The following is a 20,132-nucleotide window of genomic DNA, read 5'->3' on the forward strand; positions in this document are numbered from 1 at the left end:
GCGGGTAGTTTGACTGGGGCGGTCGCCTCCTAAAGAGTAACGGAGGCGCGCGATGGTGGGCTCAGGACGGTTGGAAACCGTCTGTTAGAGTGCAATGGCATAAGCCCGCCTGACTGCGAGACTGACAAGTCGAGCAGAGACGAAAGTCGGTCATAGTGATCCGGTGGTCCCTCGTGGAAGGGCCATCGCTCAACGGATAAAAGGTACGCCGGGGATAACAGGCTGATGATTCCCAAGAGCTCATATCGACGGAATCGTTTGGCACCTCGATGTCGGCTCATCACATCCTGGGGCTGGAGCAGGTCCCAAGGGTTTGGCTGTTCGCCAATTAAAGTGGTACGTGAGCTGGGTTCAGAACGTCGCGAGACAGTTTGGTCCCTATCTGCCGTGGGCGTCGATAATTGAGAGGAGTTGACCCTAGTACGAGAGGACCGGGTTGAACATACCTCTGGTGTACCAGTCATGCCGCCAGGCGTGCTGCTGGGTAGCTATGTATGGACGGGATAACCGCTGAAAGCATCTAAGCGGGAAGCCTCCCTCGAGATAAGTTATCATAGAGTCGTGGAAGACCACCACGTTGATAGGCTGGGTGTGGAAGTGCAGTAATGCATGAAGCTAACCAGTCCTAATTACTCAATTCGCGCTTGTAGAATCCCGCCATCAACAACAATGTTGGAAGACAATGTCGTTGATGCTGGACATTATAAGCTCAGCCCACGGTAATATGTGCATGGATTTAAACATGCATATCTTACCAACGAACTATCGATTAAAAGACCCGTGATTACAGCTTATGCGCTTGCTTCATTGCTTGGTGGCCATAGCATCTGTGCCCCACCCGATCCCATCTCGAACTCGGCCGTGAAACCAGATTGCGCCGATGGTACTTTGTCTTAAGGCATGGAAGAGTAGGTCGTCGCCAGGCATTGCAGCAGGCGCATGGAGATGTAGTTACGAGGAAATAACCCATTCACTTTTTCAAAAAGCGGCCTGTCCATTGATTGGGCCGGCCGCTTTTTTAGTTTTGGCAGTCATTGCAATATGACTACCATTGGTGGCGCGGGATGGAGCAGTCCGGTAGCTCGTCAGGCTCATAACCTGAAGGTCGTAGGTTCAAATCCTACTCCCGCAACCAACAACAAGCCCCGCCTCGTGCGGGGTTTTCTGTTTTTGCTATTGACGCGGAGCAGGTTTCAGCCTCGCCCAAGGAGCCTGTCCCCAAATTTCGCCGAATTCACCGCCACCGGATTGAAAGAATATGGCTAGATTTGTGCGGCTTTGTCATTGGATCAGCACAGGGTAAAAATTTGGGTGAAAAGAGCAGTAAACCGGCATTGACAAGCATCTCGAATTACCGCTAAGCGCATCGCCTACCCCGTGCCCAGATGGCGGAATTGGTAGACGCGCTAGCTTCAGGTGCTAGTATTCGCAAGGATGTGGAGGTTCGAGTCCTCTTCTGGGCACCAGATACTTGAGTAATACACTGATATAGATGCATTTAATTTGATCTAGAAATATGGCCCACCTTATAGACCACCCCTCAATCTGAGTTGTAATGAGTCTGTATGTTCATCTAACGGGCAGGTGATTTTGAGTAGCTCTCTGAACTCCAACTCCCGCACTCGTCATCTGACTGCTTTTGACCTGGCCTTCACATACGAACGGTGCTATGCTGCCTATCGATGGAAAAACAAGAATGTTTCTCCAAACAAAACAGACGAGAAAGAAGGCCGCGTTTGAACGAATCCCAAAGCCTAACAGTATCCAAACGGAAAATATGGAATGACAAGGTCCTACTGGAATTGTCTAACAACCAAGAATTTATTGGGCGCAGATATTTACCGATTGGCAAAAACGACGAAGTAAAGATCCAAGGAGAAGGTTTGTCCGTTTTCATCAGGCAAGACAAACAATGGATAGATATTGCAAATCCCTGGAAAAAATCCGAACAGTTGGACTTAGGAGGCGTGAATTTATCAGTAACCTTCAAAGAGATAGAAACTGATTCTGAATTGGCTCAGTTTCGCGAATTGAGAAAGTTTCACTATCGCGGAGCAGGTGGAGCTGGGCGCAGTGTTCCAATCATCGCAACTACAAACCTACCTGACTTACCCAATGTCATTGGATTTATTGAGCTAACTTCTAGCATGATTGCTAACACCGCCCGCAAACGCCTTTTCGCTGGGCCATACCGCGAAAAGCAGGGTATATCATGGCATGAGTGGGACTCTGAATCCTCCCGGAAATATTGCAGTTTGATTTGTAGGATTTCTCGGTTTGTGATCCATCCCGAGCTTAGAGGCCTAGGCCTCGCGAGACCCTTTTCAGATGCTGCGCGAAGCTTTGCGGGATCGAAGTGGCACTACGGCGGCAGAAGGGCTCGATTTCTCGAAATCACAGCAGAAATGCTCCGATATTATCCCTTTCTCAATGGTGAATTCCAATACGCTGGAGAAACAGAAGGCAACCAGCATCGAGTAAAAAAGGATATGAACTATCTTGTGAAGAAGGCGCTTTCCCCACAAGGTAAAACCGCAATGCCGCAAGGTGGAGGAGGAATCATGACACTCCAGAGGAGCTATGCGATGACAATGATTGATCATATGCAAGCTGCTGGAGCAAGCCTTGAGGAGGCGATCGAGCAGTTGCAATATGATCCTAGCCAACTTGATCAAGATGCATGGGAAGCGCTCTACAAGCTGAATAGGCGGCCTAAGCCATGTTACATAGCAGGCGTCACTCCGTCGGCAGCTAAATACGTCAAAAAACGTGCGCTCGCTTGCCGTTCTGATACTCCATATAGTCACATGCGATCGAAGGATCAGGTCTATAACTTATCGAACATAGGTGTGAAAACTACATCAAATATACTCCAAACCAACGAAGGGCGGTTAATCCAGGATGCCTTCGGATTTGTCGGGTCACACTTAGAAAGTGACGTTCAACTTCCATCAACACTATCGCTCCGCCAGGGCAATTTGACACTGATCTGCGGTGGTAGCGGGTCTGGAAAATCGCTCCTTTTGGAAGCCATTCGTCATAGTTTTAGCGACAATCCAGTCGCTGCTCCGAGCAGCGTTGTTTTCGGCGGCGAAGTGGATGCAAAGGGGCTCGTGGAGACACTACCGAATCTCGATTTTAGCAAGGCGCCACTTGATTATATTGGAAAGAATACACTTGATTGTTTTCTGGAGATAGCTGGTCGCTGCGGCCTTGCTGAGCCTCAGCTATTAGTACGACCGATTTCGAGCCTTAGTTCCGGGCAACGTTATCGACTGCAAATCGCCATCGCCGCATGTCGGCGGCCTGACGTATTGTTGATCGACAATTTTTGTGAGCCTCTTGATCGATTCAGCATGAGGGCGGTCTGCAAGGGCTTGAAATCTCTCTCAAATAACCTTGGTTTCACAACAGTTGCCGCCACCGCCGCACATGAGCGTTTGGAAGATTTTCTGCACCCTCAACAGATTGTTATGCTAAGGCGTGGAGCCCAACCAACAATCAGCTAAGGTTAGATGTGAAATACAGAAAGGTCCTTACCGAAACTAGATTTCGAACGAACGCCCAGAACTCATTTAACGTCGATCCGAAAAGCAAGGCACTAATAGTTGGTTCGCGCAATGCTAACCCGAACCAATCGGCATTTTTTGGAAAGGTCCTAGAGCAAAGTAGAACCGGGTCTTTGCTGGATCACAATGTATTTGTAGATGTTTCATTTCCACATGTAATCGGAATATTCGGTAGCAGAGGAAGCGGAAAATCCTATGACCTAGGCGTCTTACTAGAGGGATTGATTCCGCCCAACGATCTCGATTCTGACGGGTCTGCGATTGTGTTTGATATTCAGGATCAGTTTTGGACGTTGGCTTACAAACCGAACAAAAATGTTCCGGGGGACCAAAGCCAATGCGAAGAAATTACGCGCTGGGGGCTGCAAGGGGACTGTTTAAAAGATGTTAAAGTTTGGATTCCTGCATCAAGTGACACACAAGTTCCGGGCGCAATTCCGTTCACTCTGTCATCCTCTCAGTTAACTTTCTCGGATTGGTTGGCAATTCTTGAATTGGAAAGATTCTCTCCGATGGGTCAAGCTCTACAAACTCTGCTCAACCAAACCAAGAAGCTAACGCCCACTGAATTGGCTGATCACTGCAATATCAAGGGACCTTTATCCTCACACCAACAAAGCACAATCGACGGACTGCGTTGGCGACTGGAAAGTCTTGATGACGCCGAGATCATTGGACCGGACGGAATATCTGTCGACGAACTATTATCAAAAGGTGCACTTACAGTTATCCTGATGCGTAATCTCTCCGAAGCACTTAGAGGATTGATCGTAGGTGTAATCACACGTCTATCGTTGGACAAAATGGGGCGCGTGCAACAAGAACGAAAAGTGAGCGCCCGCGCTAAATCAACGATCAGTCATGATAATGAGAATTTGGCGCGGCGGCTGTGGATGGTCTTAGATGAAGCACATGTCCTGATTCCTGCAGAGGGTTCCACTGCAGCAACGGAACCATTAATCGATTATGTCAAACGTGGACGCGACGCAGGACTTTCATTAATTTTCGCGACGCAACAGCCTTCTGCAGTTGATTCGAAGCTAATGAGCCAAGTAGATCTTACTATAACTCACACGTTGGGCTTCGATACTGATTTGAATGCGGCAAGCGCCAGAATGCCAACTCGAAAAGCCTTCAGTTATGAAATTGATGGCCACGACGGAGCAAACACAAGTGATTTGATACGAAGTTTGCAACCTGGAGAATGTGTCATTGCGGATAGTGCCAGCACTCGCATATTTGTTGCCAGAGTGAGGCCACGTAGCTCTGCGCACGGAGGTACGACGCCAGAGTGAGCACACTGGGCAATCGAGAAGAATTAGAAGCCGAACTGGCCGCTGCATTGTCGCGGCATATTGGTTACACATCAGGTGCGTATGACATTGATCGCATATTATCGGTTCTTACTGTCTTTGCGGACCAGCCATCTGTTTATGAAGAAGAAATCATAGATTTCTTGGGCAAGAATGTTGAGGAACGGCCATTAGAGCGAAAATATCGAAGAGAAATCATAAATTTTGCGATAGCATTTGGCATCATCCAACAAATATCCGGACGAGATGCACGAATGAGTCGGTATTCCCCTACAGAGCTTGGTCGTGCACTCTTTGCAAGCAGCAAACTTTCTGATGCAGAGTTTCATGAGTATTTTGTACTTCGAGTCGTGCTCTTATCAGACGCCGATTCTATAGCAGCATTACTCAAATACATTTTTGACAAACCTGATACAAACATTGAAGAATTCTACATTTCTTTCGTTACCGCCATTCGCCAACATCGTTACGAATGGTTAGTTCAAGCAATACCAGAAAGAGTGCTGAGAGCCCGGATCGAGCAAAAAATTTCTTGGCTTAAAGTGAACAATGATGGATTTGGCAAGCCGAAGATAGAAATTCCCTCGAAGAATACAGCTCGTCATCACATGACGCCTAGACGGGGTTGGCTTCGAATGCTGGCTCTCACAGAAATTGACGGCAATGAAAACAATGAGACCATGCGCATATCGGCCAAAGGCCGACAGGTTGCATCTGCATTAATGCCTAGCGGCAGCTATTTTTGGCTTGGACCTCAGGCGGGGACGCAGGAAGCATTAGGAATAAGTACAGAAGATCTAGCTGTCGGCCCTTTTGTTGATGAAATCAAATTCAACCAATCAGAGCTTTCACCGACCGAAGAGCAGAGTAGCAAGCTAATCGAAAAATTACTTGCCACTATGATTGATGCGTTCCCGTTCGCCAAACTTCAACATGCATCGCAAGCATCAATGGAGTTACCAACAGAGTTTGTTAGATATCAATCTCAAAAAGATGGTATAGCTTATGATCAAACTCAAATATTCGATACACTCTTTAGAACAAACAAAGATAGACTGGAGCGCCTCTCGGCGTTAAGAGGAAATATGGGATTTTATAGTGTGAAATCAGGGGCGGAGTAGTTTAATTGTCAGCAACCAATGGTCAAGTTACGTTCCAGAACGTTCTTGCTACACGCGAATTTTTTAAACGCTTTTGCGCCTCGTTGACTGAAGAAATAAGTTCGATAACAATTTGCTCTCCTTATTTCCACAAACTACCTAAGCCGTTTGAAAACGTGGTAGGTTTTTGCGAGTTTCTTCGGCGTCGATCCGAGCCACATATTACCATAATCACACGACCACCGGCCATTGACCAAAATGCTATCTCACTGGAAATGGCGAGAGCCCTGGACAGAGATGGAGTGGAATTTTTAGTGAGACCTAATCCCTATTTACATTCGAAACTTTACCACATTTGCTATCAGCGAGGTCATTTTCGATCTTTCGTGGGTTCTTCGAACTTCACGTTAGGTGGACTTGAAAAAAACCAGGAGTTAATGGCAGAGCTTGAGGGAATCGGCCCGAAAACTCCGTGTGATCGAGAAGTCGCGCGCCTGACCGGGCCTGGAGCGCTTACATATCAAGCCTGGATAAACCGAGAACGCCCTGAAGGGGCCGAGGAGGTAACATGAAATTTGAGGATTTCGATCTTGTACAGGACCCGTTTCCGATAGCCCCTGAAAACAGTGTCCACAACTGGGCGGGTGGTCAAGAGCTTCGCGAAGACTTAGTCGACTTGGTCAAAGGGGTTCGATCCCGAGATATTGGAGTTAGCGAGTTTGCTGTGCTCTACGGTGAGTATGGTACTGGGAAAAGTCATGCCCTTAGATATCTCCAAACGTTCATCAATGAAAATCAAGATCACTTCAATTCACTTGCAATTCTCTTAGATCGACCGAGATTGAGCGATAAAGTAAACTTCTCAAGTATCGTCCATCATATCTTCGCCGCCATTGGCCGTGAGAGAATAGCTATCTATTGCGGCAAAGTGGCTGAAATTAGAACTGCAATTGTCGACGAAGCAGCGGACGCAGCTGGGATGGGTGAAGTTCCTGACAAAAGCACATTTTATCATCAGGTCGATGCAAATTTCCAAGAACGAGATCGATCGATGATCCAGCTATTGGCTCGCGGAACAGACCCCGATGCCGATATTTTTGATTTCTTCACAGGTACCAAACCATGCGATGGACCAGAGTACGAAGGGAAGATAAATTCGGACTATGCAGCCGCCAAAGTGCTCGGTGACTTTTTTCGTGTGCTTACTTTGGTATTTCCCAATGAAGATCAAATTTTGGAATCGGTTTATATCTTTATTGATGAGTGTGAAATGCTCGCTGACATGAAAACGGCGGAGAGTGAGCTAGTGTTTACGGGGCTACGTGAATTGTTGAATTCTCTGCCATACAAATTTGGACTGTTACTGAGCTTCACCGCATCGGCAGCTTTAATTGAAGCAATAATGTCTGGTCACCTTATAAAGAGAATGACGCGCGCTTACATTGAGTTCCCTTTGTTAGACGATGTCATGGCGCGCGAATTTTTCCAAAATCAACTTGACCACTATAGAGTCGATGAATCCCAATATATGGGGACAACTTATCCATTTTCTAGCGATGCAATTAATGTCATCATCGGAAATGAAGTCTCCATCACTCCTCGGAGTTTGTTTATTCAGTGCAAAAGGGTCTTCGAACGCGCGGTTCGCCGGCACGATGTGGAGCCCGGCACCGAAATATCTGGTGAACTTGCAGCACAGATCCTCGGTATCAACTAGTGCAATTAATTGGCTAACTTACCAATTTGGGGAATGCAGGAATCAATGTTAGATTGATCGAACCTCGGGGTATTGTCGTAACCGGGGCATCGCGATGCTCTCTTTCATAGGAGAAATCGTGATGAGGATACTTTCAAAGCATCAGTTGAAGGAGCTAGTCTTATACTCGCCGCAACACATCGCACGACTCGAAAAGGCCGGTCAATTCCCCAAGCGGGTACAACTTGGCCCTAACAGAGTGGGTTGGGTTGAGGATGAGGTGCTGGACTGGCTAACCATAAGACTGGAAGGCCGCGAAGAACCAAGCCGACACTCCTGCTAAAGGAGCGGGTGATCGGGTTTGCAAACCCGGTCACCCATTTTGTTATTAGGCAAACGATTCGGCATCGGTTAGTGGTTTTTTATCGGGCCTAAAATAGCGAATTTTGCTTTGGGGGAAGCAATTATGGACTGTACATCATGTGGAGTATCAATTGATCATCGTGCCGCTTTTTGTCCAAAATGTGGCGAGGTTACGCTGTCCGGGCAACCGTTAAACCAAAAAATAGCAAATGCTCTATTCCAGCTTGGAGAAGGACTGGGCAAGGTTGTTAACGCAGCGATGGACTTTGTTACGGAGGAAACAAATCGCAATAAAATGATCGGCGGAGGCGTGGTCTTCGCCTTCCTGCTAATTGCGTTGACGGAAAATCCAATCTCCAATGAGATAGCGGGGCTATTCGAAGCCGAAGAACCAGAACTCGAACTGACTGATGACGGATTGCCGGACTTTGCAAATTATGCAGATATTTTTCTCTCCGAAGAGAAAGAATTTTTCGTCATGGGAAAGGCGAATGTCCGTGACTATCCAACCAGCCAAGGGACGCAGGTCATAAAAACTCTCGCCGGTGGTGAAACGATACTTGCCCGCGAAGTAAAAGCGTTTGACCCATCGTCTCAATGGTTCAAGCTAGCGAACGGCGGCTATGTCTGGGGCGGCAATCTATTGAGCGATGATCAAATCGCACATGAGGCTGGCTATACTTTCCCGAGTTCTTTGCAAGGCCAATGGTCAAACAAGAATTCATGTGCGGACGTTGGCAGAGACACATTGTTTTCGATTTCAGAAACTAAAATCGACTTCGGTGCTACGCGATATGATCTAGTAAACATATTGAGCGCGGGGAATGAACTCCCGGGATATCAGCTCGCTGAAAGTGGAAACAATAGCCTAGAAGGTTCCGGGCTGACAGTGCAAGAAGACGCGCGCTGGCCGGTGATTTGGATTAGCTATGATTCCGATCTAACGGAAAAAGCTTATCGATACTTTCGCAGCGACTTGCCTTGTTCCGAGGTTTTGGCAATCGCCGAACGCATGTCGCGATAGGGATACGAGCCATGATCCTTCTATCCCCATCAAACAATTTTCGGGTCCCCATCCACTGCTGCTCATTGAGGAACATGGCTAATCATCTACAAATGGGGATACAGAATGACTTCAAGATAATAGCTCGCTCATTCTCTAAGAATTCGCGAGCAAGCCTTATTTCATTAGGTTTTAATTACTGACACAATTTTATCAGAAAGGCTGTCTGTCCATTCGTGAACGCAGAATACAAAACAGGCAAAATAGGAGGGCATAAATGGATCTGCTTTTTAAAAGAGAACAAAATCGAAATTGGAGAGGACGAGTTGTTTTTCGTCTGTGGTCGATGACAGAAATGACCGAAGACGAACGTGACCTCGCCGAGCGATATCAACTGGGTAAATCAATCGTTCTCATCAGTGATGATGAAGATATTCTCAAATGGTCCTTTGCGATCGGTTTTATTGCCTTCCTTGTCGCTGGTACATTCGTTGGAGCAAACTCTGAAAACGTATTTGCCGGACTGGCAGCAGGTGTTCTGGCAAGCGTGGTTGCGGGTTTTTGGTGGTTTAACGAAAAGCGTGAGACCATATTCATGCGTGATCTCATTCATGGGCGGCGTTTCAAATGCGGCAGCATTGTTGAACTGGCCAAAAAGGAAGCGCTTCTCGACAACGCATGCATCGTGCTGCGTCAGGTATTAGAGACCGCCAAGCATTGGGATGGCGTCGAAACCGTGCCTGTTCCATCATTGCCACGAGAAGAGGCAAAAGACGTCGTCGTAAAGTTCGCCTGATATGACCGGCAACTTTGGCGCCTGGTTTCATAGTTTTATCCACGGGCTTTTTCGGCCTAGCGAAAAGCAACTTGTCCAACAAAAATGGAATGAGGTTTCAAGCCGCTTTGAAGAAGCTGACATTGGATCTGACAGTGATCGCAAACGGTTGATCACGTCCATTGCGCGCCAAGCGCAGGGTAATTTGTCTGCCGCCAATTCTGATCAGCAAAAGGCAGTGATCCAAGGGCTTGTCGAACAACTTTTCGAAAATGACAATTTGTACATCCTGCCGAACATAGATTGGGATCGCGAGCGCACAGTCGCTGAGCTGTGGGAAATCAGAGAAGAGCTTTCCCGGCAATATGATTTGGTGCAAAATTTCGATGCCAATGTTGAGCTGCTGACGCTTGCCATTATCGCATTTTTAAAACCCATCTACGAAGCATGCCCAGCCTTGCTCGAAGATGACGGCGATGATGACGCAATTGCCGTTGCGACGGACCTTTTACGTAGCTTGGGCGATATTGGCGAGGTCGCAGAAACACTTCTCAGCGTTGGTCTATCAGATGAGTTAGTTGAAGGTGGCCAGCTACCTCGACTCCATGCACAATTGGAGTACAATATCATTGCTGCATCTGGCGGCAACCCTGCCGATCCTGCTAGCTTCAAACGTGCACCCAAAAAACCGACCCAATTTGATGCCAAAACGCCCGAGCAAATGGTAGAAACCTATTTTGGTGGAACCCCGCTGGTTCATTTGTTTGACCAGAGCCTTGAGTTTTGCATCCCTACAAAATCAAGATTCGAGCATCATCACATCGTTGCCGGTTCCGGCCACGGAAAAACGCAAACGCTTCAATATCTGATTGCCCAGGATCTAGCCAAAATGGAGCGTGAGAAGCGTTCCATCATCGTTTTGGATAGTCAGGGAGACCTTATCAAAAATATCGCCAAATTGGCGCATTTTGGACCAGATGGAACGCTGCGCGACAAGCTTGTCATCATTGACCCAAGCGATGTTGAATATCCCGTTTCGTTAAACCTCTTTGATGTCGGTCAGGAACGGCTTGAGAAATATGAAGCGCTGGAACGCGAGCGTCTCACCAATTCAATCCTGGAGCTGTATGATTTTGTTCTGGGCACATTGCTCGATGCGCAGATGACGCAAAAGCAAAATGTCATCTTTCGATACGTCACACGGTTGATGCTCCATATTCCCGATGCAACCATTCACACGCTCCGTGAATTGATGGAGCCGGAAAGCGAAAAGAAGTTTTCCGAGCATATCGCCAAGCTATCCGGCACCCCAAAGCATTTTTTCGAAACGGAATTTGCAGGCCGCGAGTTTGAGCAAACAAAGAAGCAAGTCTTGCGCCGTCTTTGGGGCATTTTGGAAAACCAGACATTTGAACGCATGTTCTCGCATCCTCGCTCCAAGCTTGATCTATTTTCTGAGATGAACGCTGGGAAAGTCATTCTGATCAATACAGCGAAAGATTTGCTCAAGGAGCAAGGTACCGAAATATTCGGTCGCTTCTTTATCGCTATGATCGCCCAAGCGGCTCAAGAACGAGCAACGTTACCAGCGAACAAACGCGTTCCAACCATGGTCTATATTGATGAAGCACAAGATTATTTTGATCGCAATATCGGCATCATATTGGCGCAGGCGCGCAAATATAATGTCGGCATGGTTCTAGCTCATCAATATCTTGGTCAACTCGAACCCAAACTTCAGGAAGCCTTCGCCGCCAACACCGCAATTAAGTTTGCGGGCGGCGTTTCAGCAAAAGATGCGCGCGCGCTTGCACCTATGCTCTACACCCAAGCAGAATTTATCGAATCTCAAGGTAAAGGTAGTTTTGCAACCCACATCAGAGGTGTCACCAAAAATGCCGTGCCACTTCAATTTCCTTTCGGATATCTGGAAGATATGGAGCAGATGGGCGAAGCAGATCGCAGGGAACAGCGTGAGACAATGCGCGACCGCTATGCAGTTCATCATTCAGAATTGGGACATGAAGAAGAAGACGGTGATGAAAGCGATAGCGATACGCCCGAAAATGGGCCAGATGGCGGCGGCGGCGGTCCAGATAACGGAGGCAATCCAGACGGCTCCAATCAAAGTGCCACTAGTAGAAAGCCAAAGGGTGATGCCTCTCAGGGGCAAGTAGATACTGAGCCGGCTGACAAGTGGTAGTTCTCATTCAAAAAGCCTGTGGGCCAAGTGTTTGCTAACTATTTTGTCGCCTCACATTATTGGCCTTTTCCCTCTTCTGGAGGCACAATGGCAATGATCGCTTCGATACGGTCGCGCACAATGTCAACTCGTCCATCTTCCTCGTTGATATTGCCGTAGAGAAAATGGTCAAAATCGCGGTGATTTTTTAGAGCGAAAAACTGCTCGGCTATATATTGACGAACGTCTTCATCTGCAGTGGCAACCTCTTCACCAAGTGCCGGGCGACCGTCAACAAGGATTACGACATCTTCCAAATCGTGGCTGCCAAGCGGATCGTCGTTCCCTCGGCCATTATAAGCCTCGAATTTGGTAGCGAGGAATAGCGGGGACGTAAGATGCTTGATTGTTCGTCCGCTTGGTAGAGCATATTTGACTGATGTCTGGATGCCCCTTTCATACCAGCGGTTCGTGAATCCAAGAATTTCCGGATCATCTGGCATAAAATCGACCTTGAGGTTGCCAAGCCGCATGCGACAGAGAACCTCATCTTGCGAAGAGATGGTAAATCCTTGTTCGCGGAGTTTTTGCTCTAACTGATACCATTCGGTCATTCCCTCAAGGGTGACGATCAAATCTACGTCATCAGTTGCTCGAACCTCTTGCAGTGTTATTTCATCGGTGATGAGGACCGCCGTTGAACAGCCGCCAACGAAAACCATTTGACTTAGCATCTCGTCGCCAAGCGCCTCGGATACAGTTTCAAGCATTTCCAGAAGCTGGCCCTGAATTGTCATTGCCCGATTATCCTAGTTTCCAGCATTTCTTTCGCCAGCCCGGACTCTCTCGGTCCGCCAAGTCTTAAGGCATCGGCGAGAGCAAGATATTCATATAGCCGTTCATCTGCGAGCGCAGCTTTCGGCACAGATCGAAACAATGGTTTTACTGCTAATCCTCGCTTCTGACCTTCGGGATAAGGCCATACATAAATTTCTTCTCCCGCACTGACTAGTTGCCCTTTTAGCATCGGCGCGGCAAATGCCGTCGGTATGCCTCGTTGCGGTGCGCTTGGTTTTACAGGGAATGCATATTTCAGCCCATGCATAACAAACTCAGCAAGATTACGTCGGTTGGCTCTCGTGATTCCCTGCAATTTTGCAGCTAGTTTTGATCCAATACTTCGCTTGAGCGAAGCACTTATTTCTGTTTTGCTGATGCCCAATGACGCTTCTAGACTGCGAACAGCATAAGGGTCTACACTGCTAGACAATTCCCCATAGCCGTTAGGAGAACCGAATTTTTCTTGTTCTTCTAAGCTCAAGAGCTTGAACAATATAACAATATCTTGGCTTTTCATCACAACCCTACTTATTCGTCCGCTGTCCTAGGACTGAGGACAAATAAGGTCACTACTGGCCTTTTGTCAATCGAATCATAAACCGACAAAAAAATGCCACGTCGCATATCATCTCATAGCCTTGCAAGCCTGAGCCCCCCTGAAAATACCGCACGGTTACAGGGCTTTGATTGTGCATTAAATGGTTCATCCATTTATCAAAGGTCGAGCTATGAACCACAAATATGACAAGATTGGACGTCGCACCCGAATAAAACCCTCTTCAACTGGAAAGCGAGTTTCGCTTCAACCCCGCGATCTTCTTTGGCTCGAAAAATTGGCCGAACATGGCCCTCTTCCATCATCCTTTTTGCTTGAATATGGAAAGCGCACCCACAAATCAGAAAAGCGCGCCAAGGAACGACTAACCGATCTCTTTAATGAGGAGAACACACCGGACAAAGGCACATATCTCACGCGACCCTTGCAGCAATTTCGTACGATTGACGCGCGCTACAATCAGCTCGTCTACGAACTGTCACCTGCATCTATTGCCGCGCTGCGCAAATCTGGCTGCTCGTTAAACCCCAGGCGATCCGGTCCTTGGCAGCATAGCCTGATGGTGAGCTCTATCACCGCTTCTGTAGATTTGGCCTGCATCGACCGACAGGACATCAATTACATCCCACAATCAAAAATACTAGACAGAGCTGATCAACCACTGCGTTGGGCGACATCTATATGTGATCCGGATAGCGGTGCGACATATAAGAAAGAACTTCTGCCCGACGCGGTGTTTGGATTGGAATATTTGATGCCTGCAGGAAAGAGATATCGGTTTTTCACATTGGAAGCGGATAGATCAACAGAACCATTGCGCTCGGCTCAGATTCATCGAAAGAGCTTCATACGGCATTTGCAGCAATATGAGGATTACATAGAGTGCGGAGGCTATCAAGATCATCTAAATCTCACAGCCCCCATGATGGTTCTGAACGTTGTGACAAGCGAAGCTCGATTGGAACGCATGTTGGCGCTGACTGCAGAATATTTTCCGCACGGGAACAGCTATCAACTATTTCAATGCTGGGAAGATTTCGGTGGGCCAATTCGCCCGCCCCATCCAAAATCGACCCTTCTCGAAGGATATTGGTATGGCTTGGAAGATAAAACCCGCATTCGATGAATATCGAATCGGGTATTTATTTTGGACTCCAAAATCGCGCAATACCGATATGTTCAGCTATGTGAGTCTATATTTAATATGTTTAATATCAATGCTTTAGGGTATATCTTTAGATGCCATCACAGATGCTGGCGGAAACAATGGAGATAATATCATGGCACGGAAAAAGAAGGAAAAGCAGCGTGGATTGATCGATGAATTGAGCTGGGGCGTGCTTCAGGAATTTGCAGCAGTCGGTTCAACAGCAAAACGTGAATTCGTGAGTACTACCGATATCATGAGCGGCAAGCCAAAACGTCCCCGCCGTTATCGCTGAGCCTGCAGCAATCAAATTTTAACGACAAAAGGGCGCCGATATTGGCGCCCTTTTTCGTTTTAGTGTTTATCTTTAAACATGCGAAATTTCTCGCTCACTGCATCAGCGCCGCTTCTTCAGCCAATGCAATCGCTTCAAATAGGACATAGGCTCTGGGCTCATCATCAAAAACGCGTCGGGGTGGCGGCACATATCGCGCGAGAGCAGGATGCCGCTTTGCAATATGAACAGCTTCGACTTGCTTGCTTGGGTGGCGCTGGATGCGACCAATGGTCACCGCCTGCGTTTTGCTGGTTTCGGCGACCTCAGAAAGTGATTTCAAAATTCCTTTCGTGCGTGATGATTTCCTATGCGCAGTTGTAAGATTTTCGCATACAAAAATATCTGGTTCGAACCTGTCGATCATCTTCTTCGCATATGTCGCGGCGAGTTCCGGTGACCGTGCATATTTGACGCTCATCTCCCAATGGAGCAAATCGTGTCTTATCAGACAGACAGTACCCAATTGTCCAGATCGCGAAGCAATCGCCGTCATTCTATCCCATTTCATCCGATCCTTCTTCAGCGGCTAATCGCTCTTCTAGTTTCTGAAGCGTTGCCTCTCTTCTCAAACCGTCGGCTCCCTGACTTCCGATATGCGAAATTTCTGTAATACGTCCCCGGAGCTGCTCGCGTGCTTCACCGAGTATTTCGGCAAAAAATTGTTCAAAATTGCGGCCATAGATTAGAGAAAGCGTGCAAATATGTTCGATACTTGGCCGGTAGCGACCATTTTCAAGATCAGATAAGGTGGCTTGGGCAACGCCTAAAAGCTGCGCGACGTCACGCTGCATCAACCCGGATTTTTTGCGCGCAAGACGCAGATCAAAAGCAAATTGTTTTGACATATGTGAATGAACTTATCGACTAACCCATCCAGTTTAGGATGATTACAGGTCCCGCCATAGGGGACAGCATATCGGTATGACCGATTTCGACCGCCGCCCCCTCAATATGAAAAAAACCAGCGCGTCTCGATGGATGCGAGAGGCCGAAAAGGTAGAAACCTTTTCGGATCTACTTCGAGCGCGCTGGTGGTTCTTCTCGGCGGCGGCGGTCGCCCAGTGTGTCAGATGAACAGATAATCGCAAATTCTCGGCTTAAAGCTAGAGGGCAGCATATCGATCGTTCCCTAGCATTAACTCATTATGACACAGCATCGCGCGCAATCTTACAGACTATGTGCAAAGCGCTGATCGGTGGAAACGCGATATCGATCTTTGCGGGTTCTTGGGTTCGCTTTTGGCCCAGCTGCGCGCCTTGTCAACCGCCTTCGCTTCCGCGCGTTGCTTGTGCAGCTCCAGGCCCTTACGGGCGCATGTCGCGCGGTGTGACTAGCCACTTTTCGCTTGGCCTTTTTGGCTCCCATGAAGCCGCGGGATGGTCTCGCGGTATCAATTTTTCAGGAGCTTTTCATGACCAATCAATCTCAATCTACTACCGGCATGCCTTCGCATCGTCTTTACCGCGTTGATGGGGATGGCGAGAACGCCAATTGGACCGACATTGGTGCTGCCTGGCCGAATAAAGACGGCCTTGGCTTTTCTGTCATCTGCCACGCAGTTCCGATGCGTGGACGCATGGTATTGCGCGCTATCAAAGAACGAGAGCAAAACGAAAGCTGAATACAAAATCGGCCACTCCTTTTTCGGGAGTGGCCGCAATCTAATATTCACTTGCCAGCATGATCGTGAGCACGCGATGTGTCTCCGTTTCGCATGCTGGATCATTCGAGGCGTTTTGTAGGCTGGGATCGTAATAGTCGATCTTCCAAAACAATCGCTGGCCATCCAAGTCGAACGCGCCAAAATCATGCTCACCATGCGGATCATTGTCATCCGTGAAGCGATCAAAGTCGCGCACCTGTTGCAGCGCTTTGACGCCAAATTCGTAGCCCCGATCTTGAATGCCGTTGGTTACGAAAACCGATCCTTGGCCAAGTCCATGGCAGCGCAGTCGGTCATTGAGCCGTCTGATCTTGGCTGTTTTATGATCTTCATCTGTTTCAGTCATGAGCGTCCCTTTCCATTGGATGCGCCAAAACCATTTCAGGCGCATCCCCTGAAAAAGGACGCTTCAACCATGGAACTCTTCTACGCTCAGAATAGCAAAGCAAGATAGCGGCCATAGGGGGCAGCATATCGGTGACACCGATATGCGCGCCTCTACAGAAAACGGACTCTCCGCCTCACAATATCGGCATGCATCATAAACCCAATACGGTGACGCAGCTTGGTCTCGCCTATCATCGCTATGGTGATCGCCGCTTTGGTATCTATCAAGCCGACCGGCTTCATCATCTTTATATCATTGGCCAGACTGGAACCGGAAAATCCACTTTGCTCGGCAATCTGGTGCGTCAGGATGTGAGCCAGCAGCACGGCTTTTGCCTGATCGACCCGCATGGCGATTTGGCATCGGCGCTGGCAGACGAATTAGGCGATCATGCTATTTACTGGTCTATTGCCGATGAAAATTCACCCTATGGCTATAATCCGCTCACTCGTTCGTCGGCTCAATTGCGCCCGCTAATCGCTGCGGGATTGATCGAAACCCTCAAGAAGCAATGGGCCGATAGTTGGGGTGCGCGCATGGAGCACCTATTGCGCTATGCCGCACTGGCGCTTCTGGAACAGCCCAGCGCAGACATCAGCGAAATCGTACCGCTATTCGTTGATAAGGATTTTCGGCGCTCCGTTGTGGCAAAGGTTACTGACGAGCAAGTCCGTGCTTTCTGGACCCAAGAATATCCCAAAATGAACTATGCTACTTCCATCGATGGTGTCTCACCAATTGCGAACAAGCTTGGCGCTTTTCTTGCCAATCCTCGCATCCGCCGCGCTTTATGTACGCCTGAAAAACCGCTGCGATTTCGAAAGATTATGGACGATGGTCAGGCGCTGATCGTCAATCTCGCAAAAGGCAAAATTGGAGCAAGCAGCGCCAATGTGCTCGGTGGTCTCATCGCCGCTAACATAATGCATGCCGCTTTCTCACGCCATGACATAGCCGAAAGCCAGCGCCGACCTTTCTTTCTTTACGTCGATGAATTTCACTCGCTTACTTCCACCGCCTTCGCCGATCTGCTTCCCGAAGCCCGTAAATATGCGCTGGGTCTAGTTTTATCTCACCAGCATATTGGACAGACCGATCGCGATATTTTTGATGCGATTATCGGCAATGTCGGCAGCATCATGGCTTTTCGGGTGGGAGCGAGAGATGCAGGAGTTCTTGCCAAGCAACTGGATGGTCTGTCGCCAATCAATTTGCAGAGAATGCCAAACTATCACTGTTCCGTGCAGTTGATGGTTGGCGGTCAAAAGAGCCGGATATTTTCTGCCCGGACGTCATTCTAGATTTCGGGGATACCGATATCAGCGCCCCTACGTCCCAAGCTTTAGAAGCGGCATAATGAGGACATGAACGAAGATGATCAATTCGAGGAATATCTCAAAATCTGCAAAGCAATCTACGAGCGCATGGAAGCCGAAGGAACGTGGCCATGGGCAGATGACGATTCGACAGAATCTGAAAATTTGATAGAGTCCGAAATATAGCAAAATGAACTATGAAACGATGCTACGGTTATGTCCGCGTCTCCACTGTCAAACAGGGGGAAGGAGTTTCTCTAGACGCACAAAAAGAAGCGATCAGCGACTTTGCCCGCCGCAATGGTTTTGACATTATCGAATGGTTCAAAGAAACTGAAACTGCCGCCAAGCGAGGCCGTCCGCGTTTCAATGCGATGCTTGCCGCCTTGCGCCGAGGCAAAGCAGACGCCGTGATTTTCCACAAGATTGATCGCTCTGCTCGTAACTTCACTGATTGGGGAAAAGTAGGTGATTTGATCGATGCCGGAATTGATGTACGTTTTGCCCACGAAGATATGGACATGCGCTCACGCGGCGGACGTCTCACAGCCGATATCCAGGCGGTCATTGCCGCTGATTATATTCGAAATCTCAAAGATGAAATCCGGAAGGGTATAAACGGCCGCCTCAAACAGGGGCTTTATCCATGGCCTGCGCCGATCGGCTACTTGAACAATGGTGGAGGCAAGCCAAAGACTCTTGATCCCAAGACCGCACAGTTAATTCGTGAAGCGTTCGAGCTTTACGCAACTGGAGAACATTCGTTTAACAGCTTGCTTCTTGAAATGCGCAAACGCGGTCTGAGCGGTCGCCAAAATGTCAAACTGTCAATGCGCGGACTTGAGACGATCATCAATAACCCCTTCTACTGCGGTATCATCAGAATAAGAAGCACCGGAGAAACTTTTGACGGAGTTCATGAACCGATTATTCCTGTGTCGCTTTTTGAGCATGTCCAGCAGTTAAAATCGGACAAATGCGGCAAGAAAGTCACGCGCCATAATCACATCTTTCAAGGTTTGTTTCGTTGCGGCTTATGCACCGGACCAATGGTACCTGAACTTCAGAAAGGCCATGTCTATTATCGCTGCAAACGCCGTGAATGTGTAACAACCTCGGTCCGCGAGGAAATCATTGAAGAACAAATTCGGAAACTATTCGAACAGATTCGATTGGAAGAAAACGCGATTCATAGAACCATGGAGCAGGTGGATGCGTGGGTAAACCAACGGGCGAGTGGGTTTGTTGATCCCAAGAATTCGATCTTACTGGCAGAGGCTGAAAGCAAAATGGAACGCTTAACCGATGCATTGATCGATCGTCTTATCGACCAGGAAACTTATTCTAAGCGAAAAACGAAGATCCAGTTTGAGATCACTAAACTGAAGCAGGAGCGAGCCAAGGCCTCTGATTTACGTCAGAAAGCGGTAAAAATTCGAGAAGTGGCCGAACTCGCAAAAAGCCTTGGGAATGCATATGATTTGGCAAATCGGACTCAGAAACGTCAATTGGTCAAAATCGGATCGTCGAACCGTCATGTCATCGAAAAAGACGTCTATTTAGCACCCTCAAATTGGGTAAAGAGAATAGAAGATATGGTGCTTACCTTCGGTGGTGAACCGCATGGGGGTGATGGCCGAACCGCAGAAACAGACAAGTTGTCTAATGATTTCACTAAAATATTATTGGATGTAGAATCGCTTAATACAAATACCTGATTTTGCGCATGCTCGATTCCTTACAGTCAACTAGAATATCGTTGCAAGTTGTTACAAAAATATCTAGAAATAATGTTATTGCGAGTCGCTTTAAAAAAACCTCGAAGAAACGAGAGATTAATCACGAATACTTTGTCGGATTCAAGTTCGACATTCTTAAATGTA

General features: G+C 47.9%; 19 protein-coding genes, 2 tRNA genes and 2 rRNA genes (1 of these 23 only partly in view). 18 read left to right on the forward strand and 5 right to left on the reverse strand.

Annotated features, from left to right (window positions below; genetic code table 11):
* The 13 genes from DG177_RS13170 to DG177_RS13230 all read left to right on the forward strand — a co-directional run.
* Positions 1–649, forward strand: a 23S ribosomal RNA gene (locus DG177_RS13170); it begins 2,148 nt to the left of the window's first position.
* A gap of 161 nt (positions 650–810) precedes the next feature.
* Positions 811–925: ribosomal RNA gene (rrf, locus tag DG177_RS13175) — 5S ribosomal RNA — on the forward strand.
* 133 nt (positions 926–1,058) lie between these two features.
* Positions 1,059–1,135: transfer RNA gene (locus tag DG177_RS13180), tRNA-Met, on the forward strand.
* Between the two features lie 244 nt (positions 1,136–1,379).
* Positions 1,380–1,466: transfer RNA gene (locus DG177_RS13185), tRNA-Leu, on the forward strand.
* 216 nt (positions 1,467–1,682) lie between these two features.
* Positions 1,683–3,509 (forward strand): ATP-binding cassette domain-containing protein, encoded by a 1,827-nt coding sequence (locus DG177_RS13190; RefSeq protein WP_337658827.1) that lies wholly within the window; start codon positions 1,683–1,685, stop codon positions 3,507–3,509.
* An 8-nt stretch (positions 3,510–3,517) separates the two neighbouring features.
* On the forward strand, positions 3,518–4,864 hold the full coding sequence (locus DG177_RS13195; RefSeq protein WP_108811897.1) for a helicase HerA domain-containing protein: 1,347 nt from the start codon (positions 3,518–3,520) through the stop codon (positions 4,862–4,864).
* Positions 4,861–6,003, forward strand: a complete 1,143-nt coding sequence (locus DG177_RS13200) for a hypothetical protein (RefSeq protein WP_108811898.1) — start codon at positions 4,861–4,863, stop codon at positions 6,001–6,003. Before DG177_RS13195 ends, DG177_RS13200 begins: the two co-directional genes overlap by 4 nt.
* A gap of 83 nt (positions 6,004–6,086) precedes the next feature.
* Positions 6,087–6,554 carry a phospholipase D family protein gene (locus DG177_RS17880; protein WP_443216441.1) on the forward strand — a complete coding sequence of 156 codons (468 nt, stop codon included), beginning with the start codon at positions 6,087–6,089 and terminating at the stop codon, positions 6,552–6,554.
* On the forward strand, positions 6,551–7,699 hold the full coding sequence (locus tag DG177_RS13210) for an ATP-binding protein (RefSeq protein ID WP_108811900.1): 1,149 nt from the start codon (positions 6,551–6,553) through the stop codon (positions 7,697–7,699). Before DG177_RS17880 ends, DG177_RS13210 begins: the two co-directional genes overlap by 4 nt.
* Before the next feature lie 121 nt (positions 7,700–7,820).
* Positions 7,821–8,021 (forward strand): AlpA family phage regulatory protein, encoded by a 201-nt coding sequence (locus tag DG177_RS17885; RefSeq protein WP_108812974.1) that lies wholly within the window; start codon positions 7,821–7,823, stop codon positions 8,019–8,021.
* 123 nt (positions 8,022–8,144) lie between these two features.
* Complete coding sequence (locus tag DG177_RS13220) at positions 8,145–9,065, forward strand: zinc ribbon domain-containing protein (protein ID WP_108811901.1); 921 nt, start codon at positions 8,145–8,147, stop codon at positions 9,063–9,065.
* Positions 9,066–9,399: 334 nt separating this feature from the next.
* Positions 9,400–9,840 carry a hypothetical protein gene (locus DG177_RS13225; protein WP_337658828.1) on the forward strand — a complete coding sequence of 147 codons (441 nt, stop codon included), beginning with the start codon at positions 9,400–9,402 and terminating at the stop codon, positions 9,838–9,840.
* 1 nt (position 9,841) lies between these two features.
* The gene (locus tag DG177_RS13230) at positions 9,842–12,022 is read left to right on the forward strand and encodes a helicase HerA domain-containing protein (protein ID WP_108811903.1); all 2,181 of its coding nucleotides are present in this window, start codon (positions 9,842–9,844) and stop codon (positions 12,020–12,022) included.
* Between the two features lie 56 nt (positions 12,023–12,078).
* On the opposite strand, the gene DG177_RS13235 is transcribed toward DG177_RS13230, so the two are convergent.
* Both DG177_RS13235 and DG177_RS13240 read right to left on the reverse strand, forming a co-directional pair.
* Positions 12,079–12,798 (reverse strand): hypothetical protein, encoded by a 720-nt coding sequence (locus DG177_RS13235; protein WP_108811904.1) that lies wholly within the window; start codon positions 12,796–12,798, stop codon positions 12,079–12,081.
* Entirely contained in the window at positions 12,795–13,358 is a 564-nt protein-coding gene (locus DG177_RS13240; protein ID WP_108811905.1) for a hypothetical protein, read from the reverse strand. Before DG177_RS13240 ends, DG177_RS13235 begins: the two co-directional genes overlap by 4 nt.
* Positions 13,359–13,569: 211 nt before the next feature.
* Here DG177_RS13240 and DG177_RS13245 point away from each other — a divergent pair, with 211 nt between their 5' ends.
* Together DG177_RS13245 and DG177_RS17745 are read left to right on the forward strand one after the other, a co-directional pair.
* Positions 13,570–14,523 (forward strand): replication-relaxation family protein, encoded by a 954-nt coding sequence (locus DG177_RS13245; RefSeq protein WP_337658829.1) that lies wholly within the window; start codon positions 13,570–13,572, stop codon positions 14,521–14,523.
* Between the two features lie 154 nt (positions 14,524–14,677).
* Complete coding sequence (locus DG177_RS17745; RefSeq protein ID WP_337658830.1) at positions 14,678–14,839, forward strand: hypothetical protein; 162 nt, start codon at positions 14,678–14,680, stop codon at positions 14,837–14,839.
* Positions 14,840–14,933: 94 nt separating this feature from the next.
* Here DG177_RS17745 and DG177_RS13250 read toward each other — a convergent pair whose 3' ends face one another.
* Both DG177_RS13250 and DG177_RS13255 read right to left on the reverse strand, forming a co-directional pair.
* On the reverse strand, positions 14,934–15,389 hold the full coding sequence (locus tag DG177_RS13250) for a hypothetical protein (RefSeq protein ID WP_337658831.1): 456 nt from the start codon (positions 15,387–15,389) through the stop codon (positions 14,934–14,936).
* Positions 15,376–15,726, reverse strand: a complete 351-nt coding sequence (locus tag DG177_RS13255; RefSeq protein ID WP_108811908.1) for a helix-turn-helix domain-containing protein — start codon at positions 15,724–15,726, stop codon at positions 15,376–15,378. Before DG177_RS13255 ends, DG177_RS13250 begins: the two co-directional genes overlap by 14 nt.
* Before the next feature lie 567 nt (positions 15,727–16,293).
* Between DG177_RS13255 and DG177_RS13260 the strand changes: the two genes are divergently transcribed.
* A complete protein-coding gene (locus tag DG177_RS13260; RefSeq protein WP_108812975.1) occupies positions 16,294–16,503 on the forward strand; it encodes a hypothetical protein in 210 nt (69 codons plus the stop codon).
* A 40-nt stretch (positions 16,504–16,543) separates the two neighbouring features.
* Here the strand turns inward: DG177_RS13260 and DG177_RS13265 are convergent, their stop codons facing one another.
* Positions 16,544–16,891 (reverse strand): DUF3768 domain-containing protein, encoded by a 348-nt coding sequence (locus DG177_RS13265; protein ID WP_108811909.1) that lies wholly within the window; start codon positions 16,889–16,891, stop codon positions 16,544–16,546.
* 131 nt (positions 16,892–17,022) lie between these two features.
* Between DG177_RS13265 and DG177_RS13270 the strand changes: the two genes are divergently transcribed.
* Positions 17,023–18,234 carry a type IV secretory system conjugative DNA transfer family protein gene (locus tag DG177_RS13270; RefSeq protein WP_337658832.1) on the forward strand — a complete coding sequence of 404 codons (1,212 nt, stop codon included), beginning with the start codon at positions 17,023–17,025 and terminating at the stop codon, positions 18,232–18,234.
* Positions 18,235–18,446: 212 nt separating this feature from the next.
* Complete coding sequence (locus tag DG177_RS13275) at positions 18,447–19,967, forward strand: recombinase family protein (RefSeq protein ID WP_108811911.1); 1,521 nt, start codon at positions 18,447–18,449, stop codon at positions 19,965–19,967.
* Positions 19,968–20,132: the final 165 nt, after the last annotated feature.

It is taken from the genome of Sphingorhabdus sp. Alg231-15, assembly GCF_900149705.1.
Lineage (GTDB): Bacteria > Pseudomonadota > Alphaproteobacteria > Sphingomonadales > Sphingomonadaceae > Parasphingorhabdus.

Bases quoted from the DNA above. Each gene is read 5' to 3' on its own strand.
- DG177_RS13190 (WP_337658827.1), top strand. From the start codon at position 1,683: ATGGAAAAACAAGAATGTTTCTCCAAACAAAACAGACGAGAAAGAAGG.
- DG177_RS13255 (WP_108811908.1), bottom strand. From the start codon at position 15,726: ATGTCAAAACAATTTGCTTTTGATCTGCGTCTTGCGCGCAAAAAATCC.
- DG177_RS13245 (WP_337658829.1), top strand. From the start codon at position 13,570: ATGAACCACAAATATGACAAGATTGGACGTCGCACCCGAATAAAACCC.
- DG177_RS13250 (WP_337658831.1), bottom strand. From the start codon at position 15,389: ATGAAATGGGATAGAATGACGGCGATTGCTTCGCGATCTGGACAATTG.
- DG177_RS13230 (WP_108811903.1), top strand. From the start codon at position 9,842: ATGACCGGCAACTTTGGCGCCTGGTTTCATAGTTTTATCCACGGGCTT.
- DG177_RS13240 (WP_108811905.1), bottom strand. From the start codon at position 13,358: ATGAAAAGCCAAGATATTGTTATATTGTTCAAGCTCTTGAGCTTAGAA.
- DG177_RS13260 (WP_108812975.1), top strand. From the start codon at position 16,294: ATGACCAATCAATCTCAATCTACTACCGGCATGCCTTCGCATCGTCTT.
- DG177_RS13210 (WP_108811900.1), top strand. From the start codon at position 6,551: ATGAAATTTGAGGATTTCGATCTTGTACAGGACCCGTTTCCGATAGCC.
- DG177_RS13225 (WP_337658828.1), top strand. From the start codon at position 9,400: ATGACCGAAGACGAACGTGACCTCGCCGAGCGATATCAACTGGGTAAA.
- DG177_RS17745 (WP_337658830.1), top strand. From the start codon at position 14,678: ATGGCACGGAAAAAGAAGGAAAAGCAGCGTGGATTGATCGATGAATTG.
- DG177_RS13275 (WP_108811911.1), top strand. From the start codon at position 18,447: ATGAAACGATGCTACGGTTATGTCCGCGTCTCCACTGTCAAACAGGGG.
- DG177_RS13265 (WP_108811909.1), bottom strand. From the start codon at position 16,891: ATGACTGAAACAGATGAAGATCATAAAACAGCCAAGATCAGACGGCTC.
- DG177_RS13235 (WP_108811904.1), bottom strand. From the start codon at position 12,798: ATGACAATTCAGGGCCAGCTTCTGGAAATGCTTGAAACTGTATCCGAG.
- DG177_RS13220 (WP_108811901.1), top strand. From the start codon at position 8,145: ATGGACTGTACATCATGTGGAGTATCAATTGATCATCGTGCCGCTTTT.
- DG177_RS17885 (WP_108812974.1), top strand. From the start codon at position 7,821: ATGAGGATACTTTCAAAGCATCAGTTGAAGGAGCTAGTCTTATACTCG.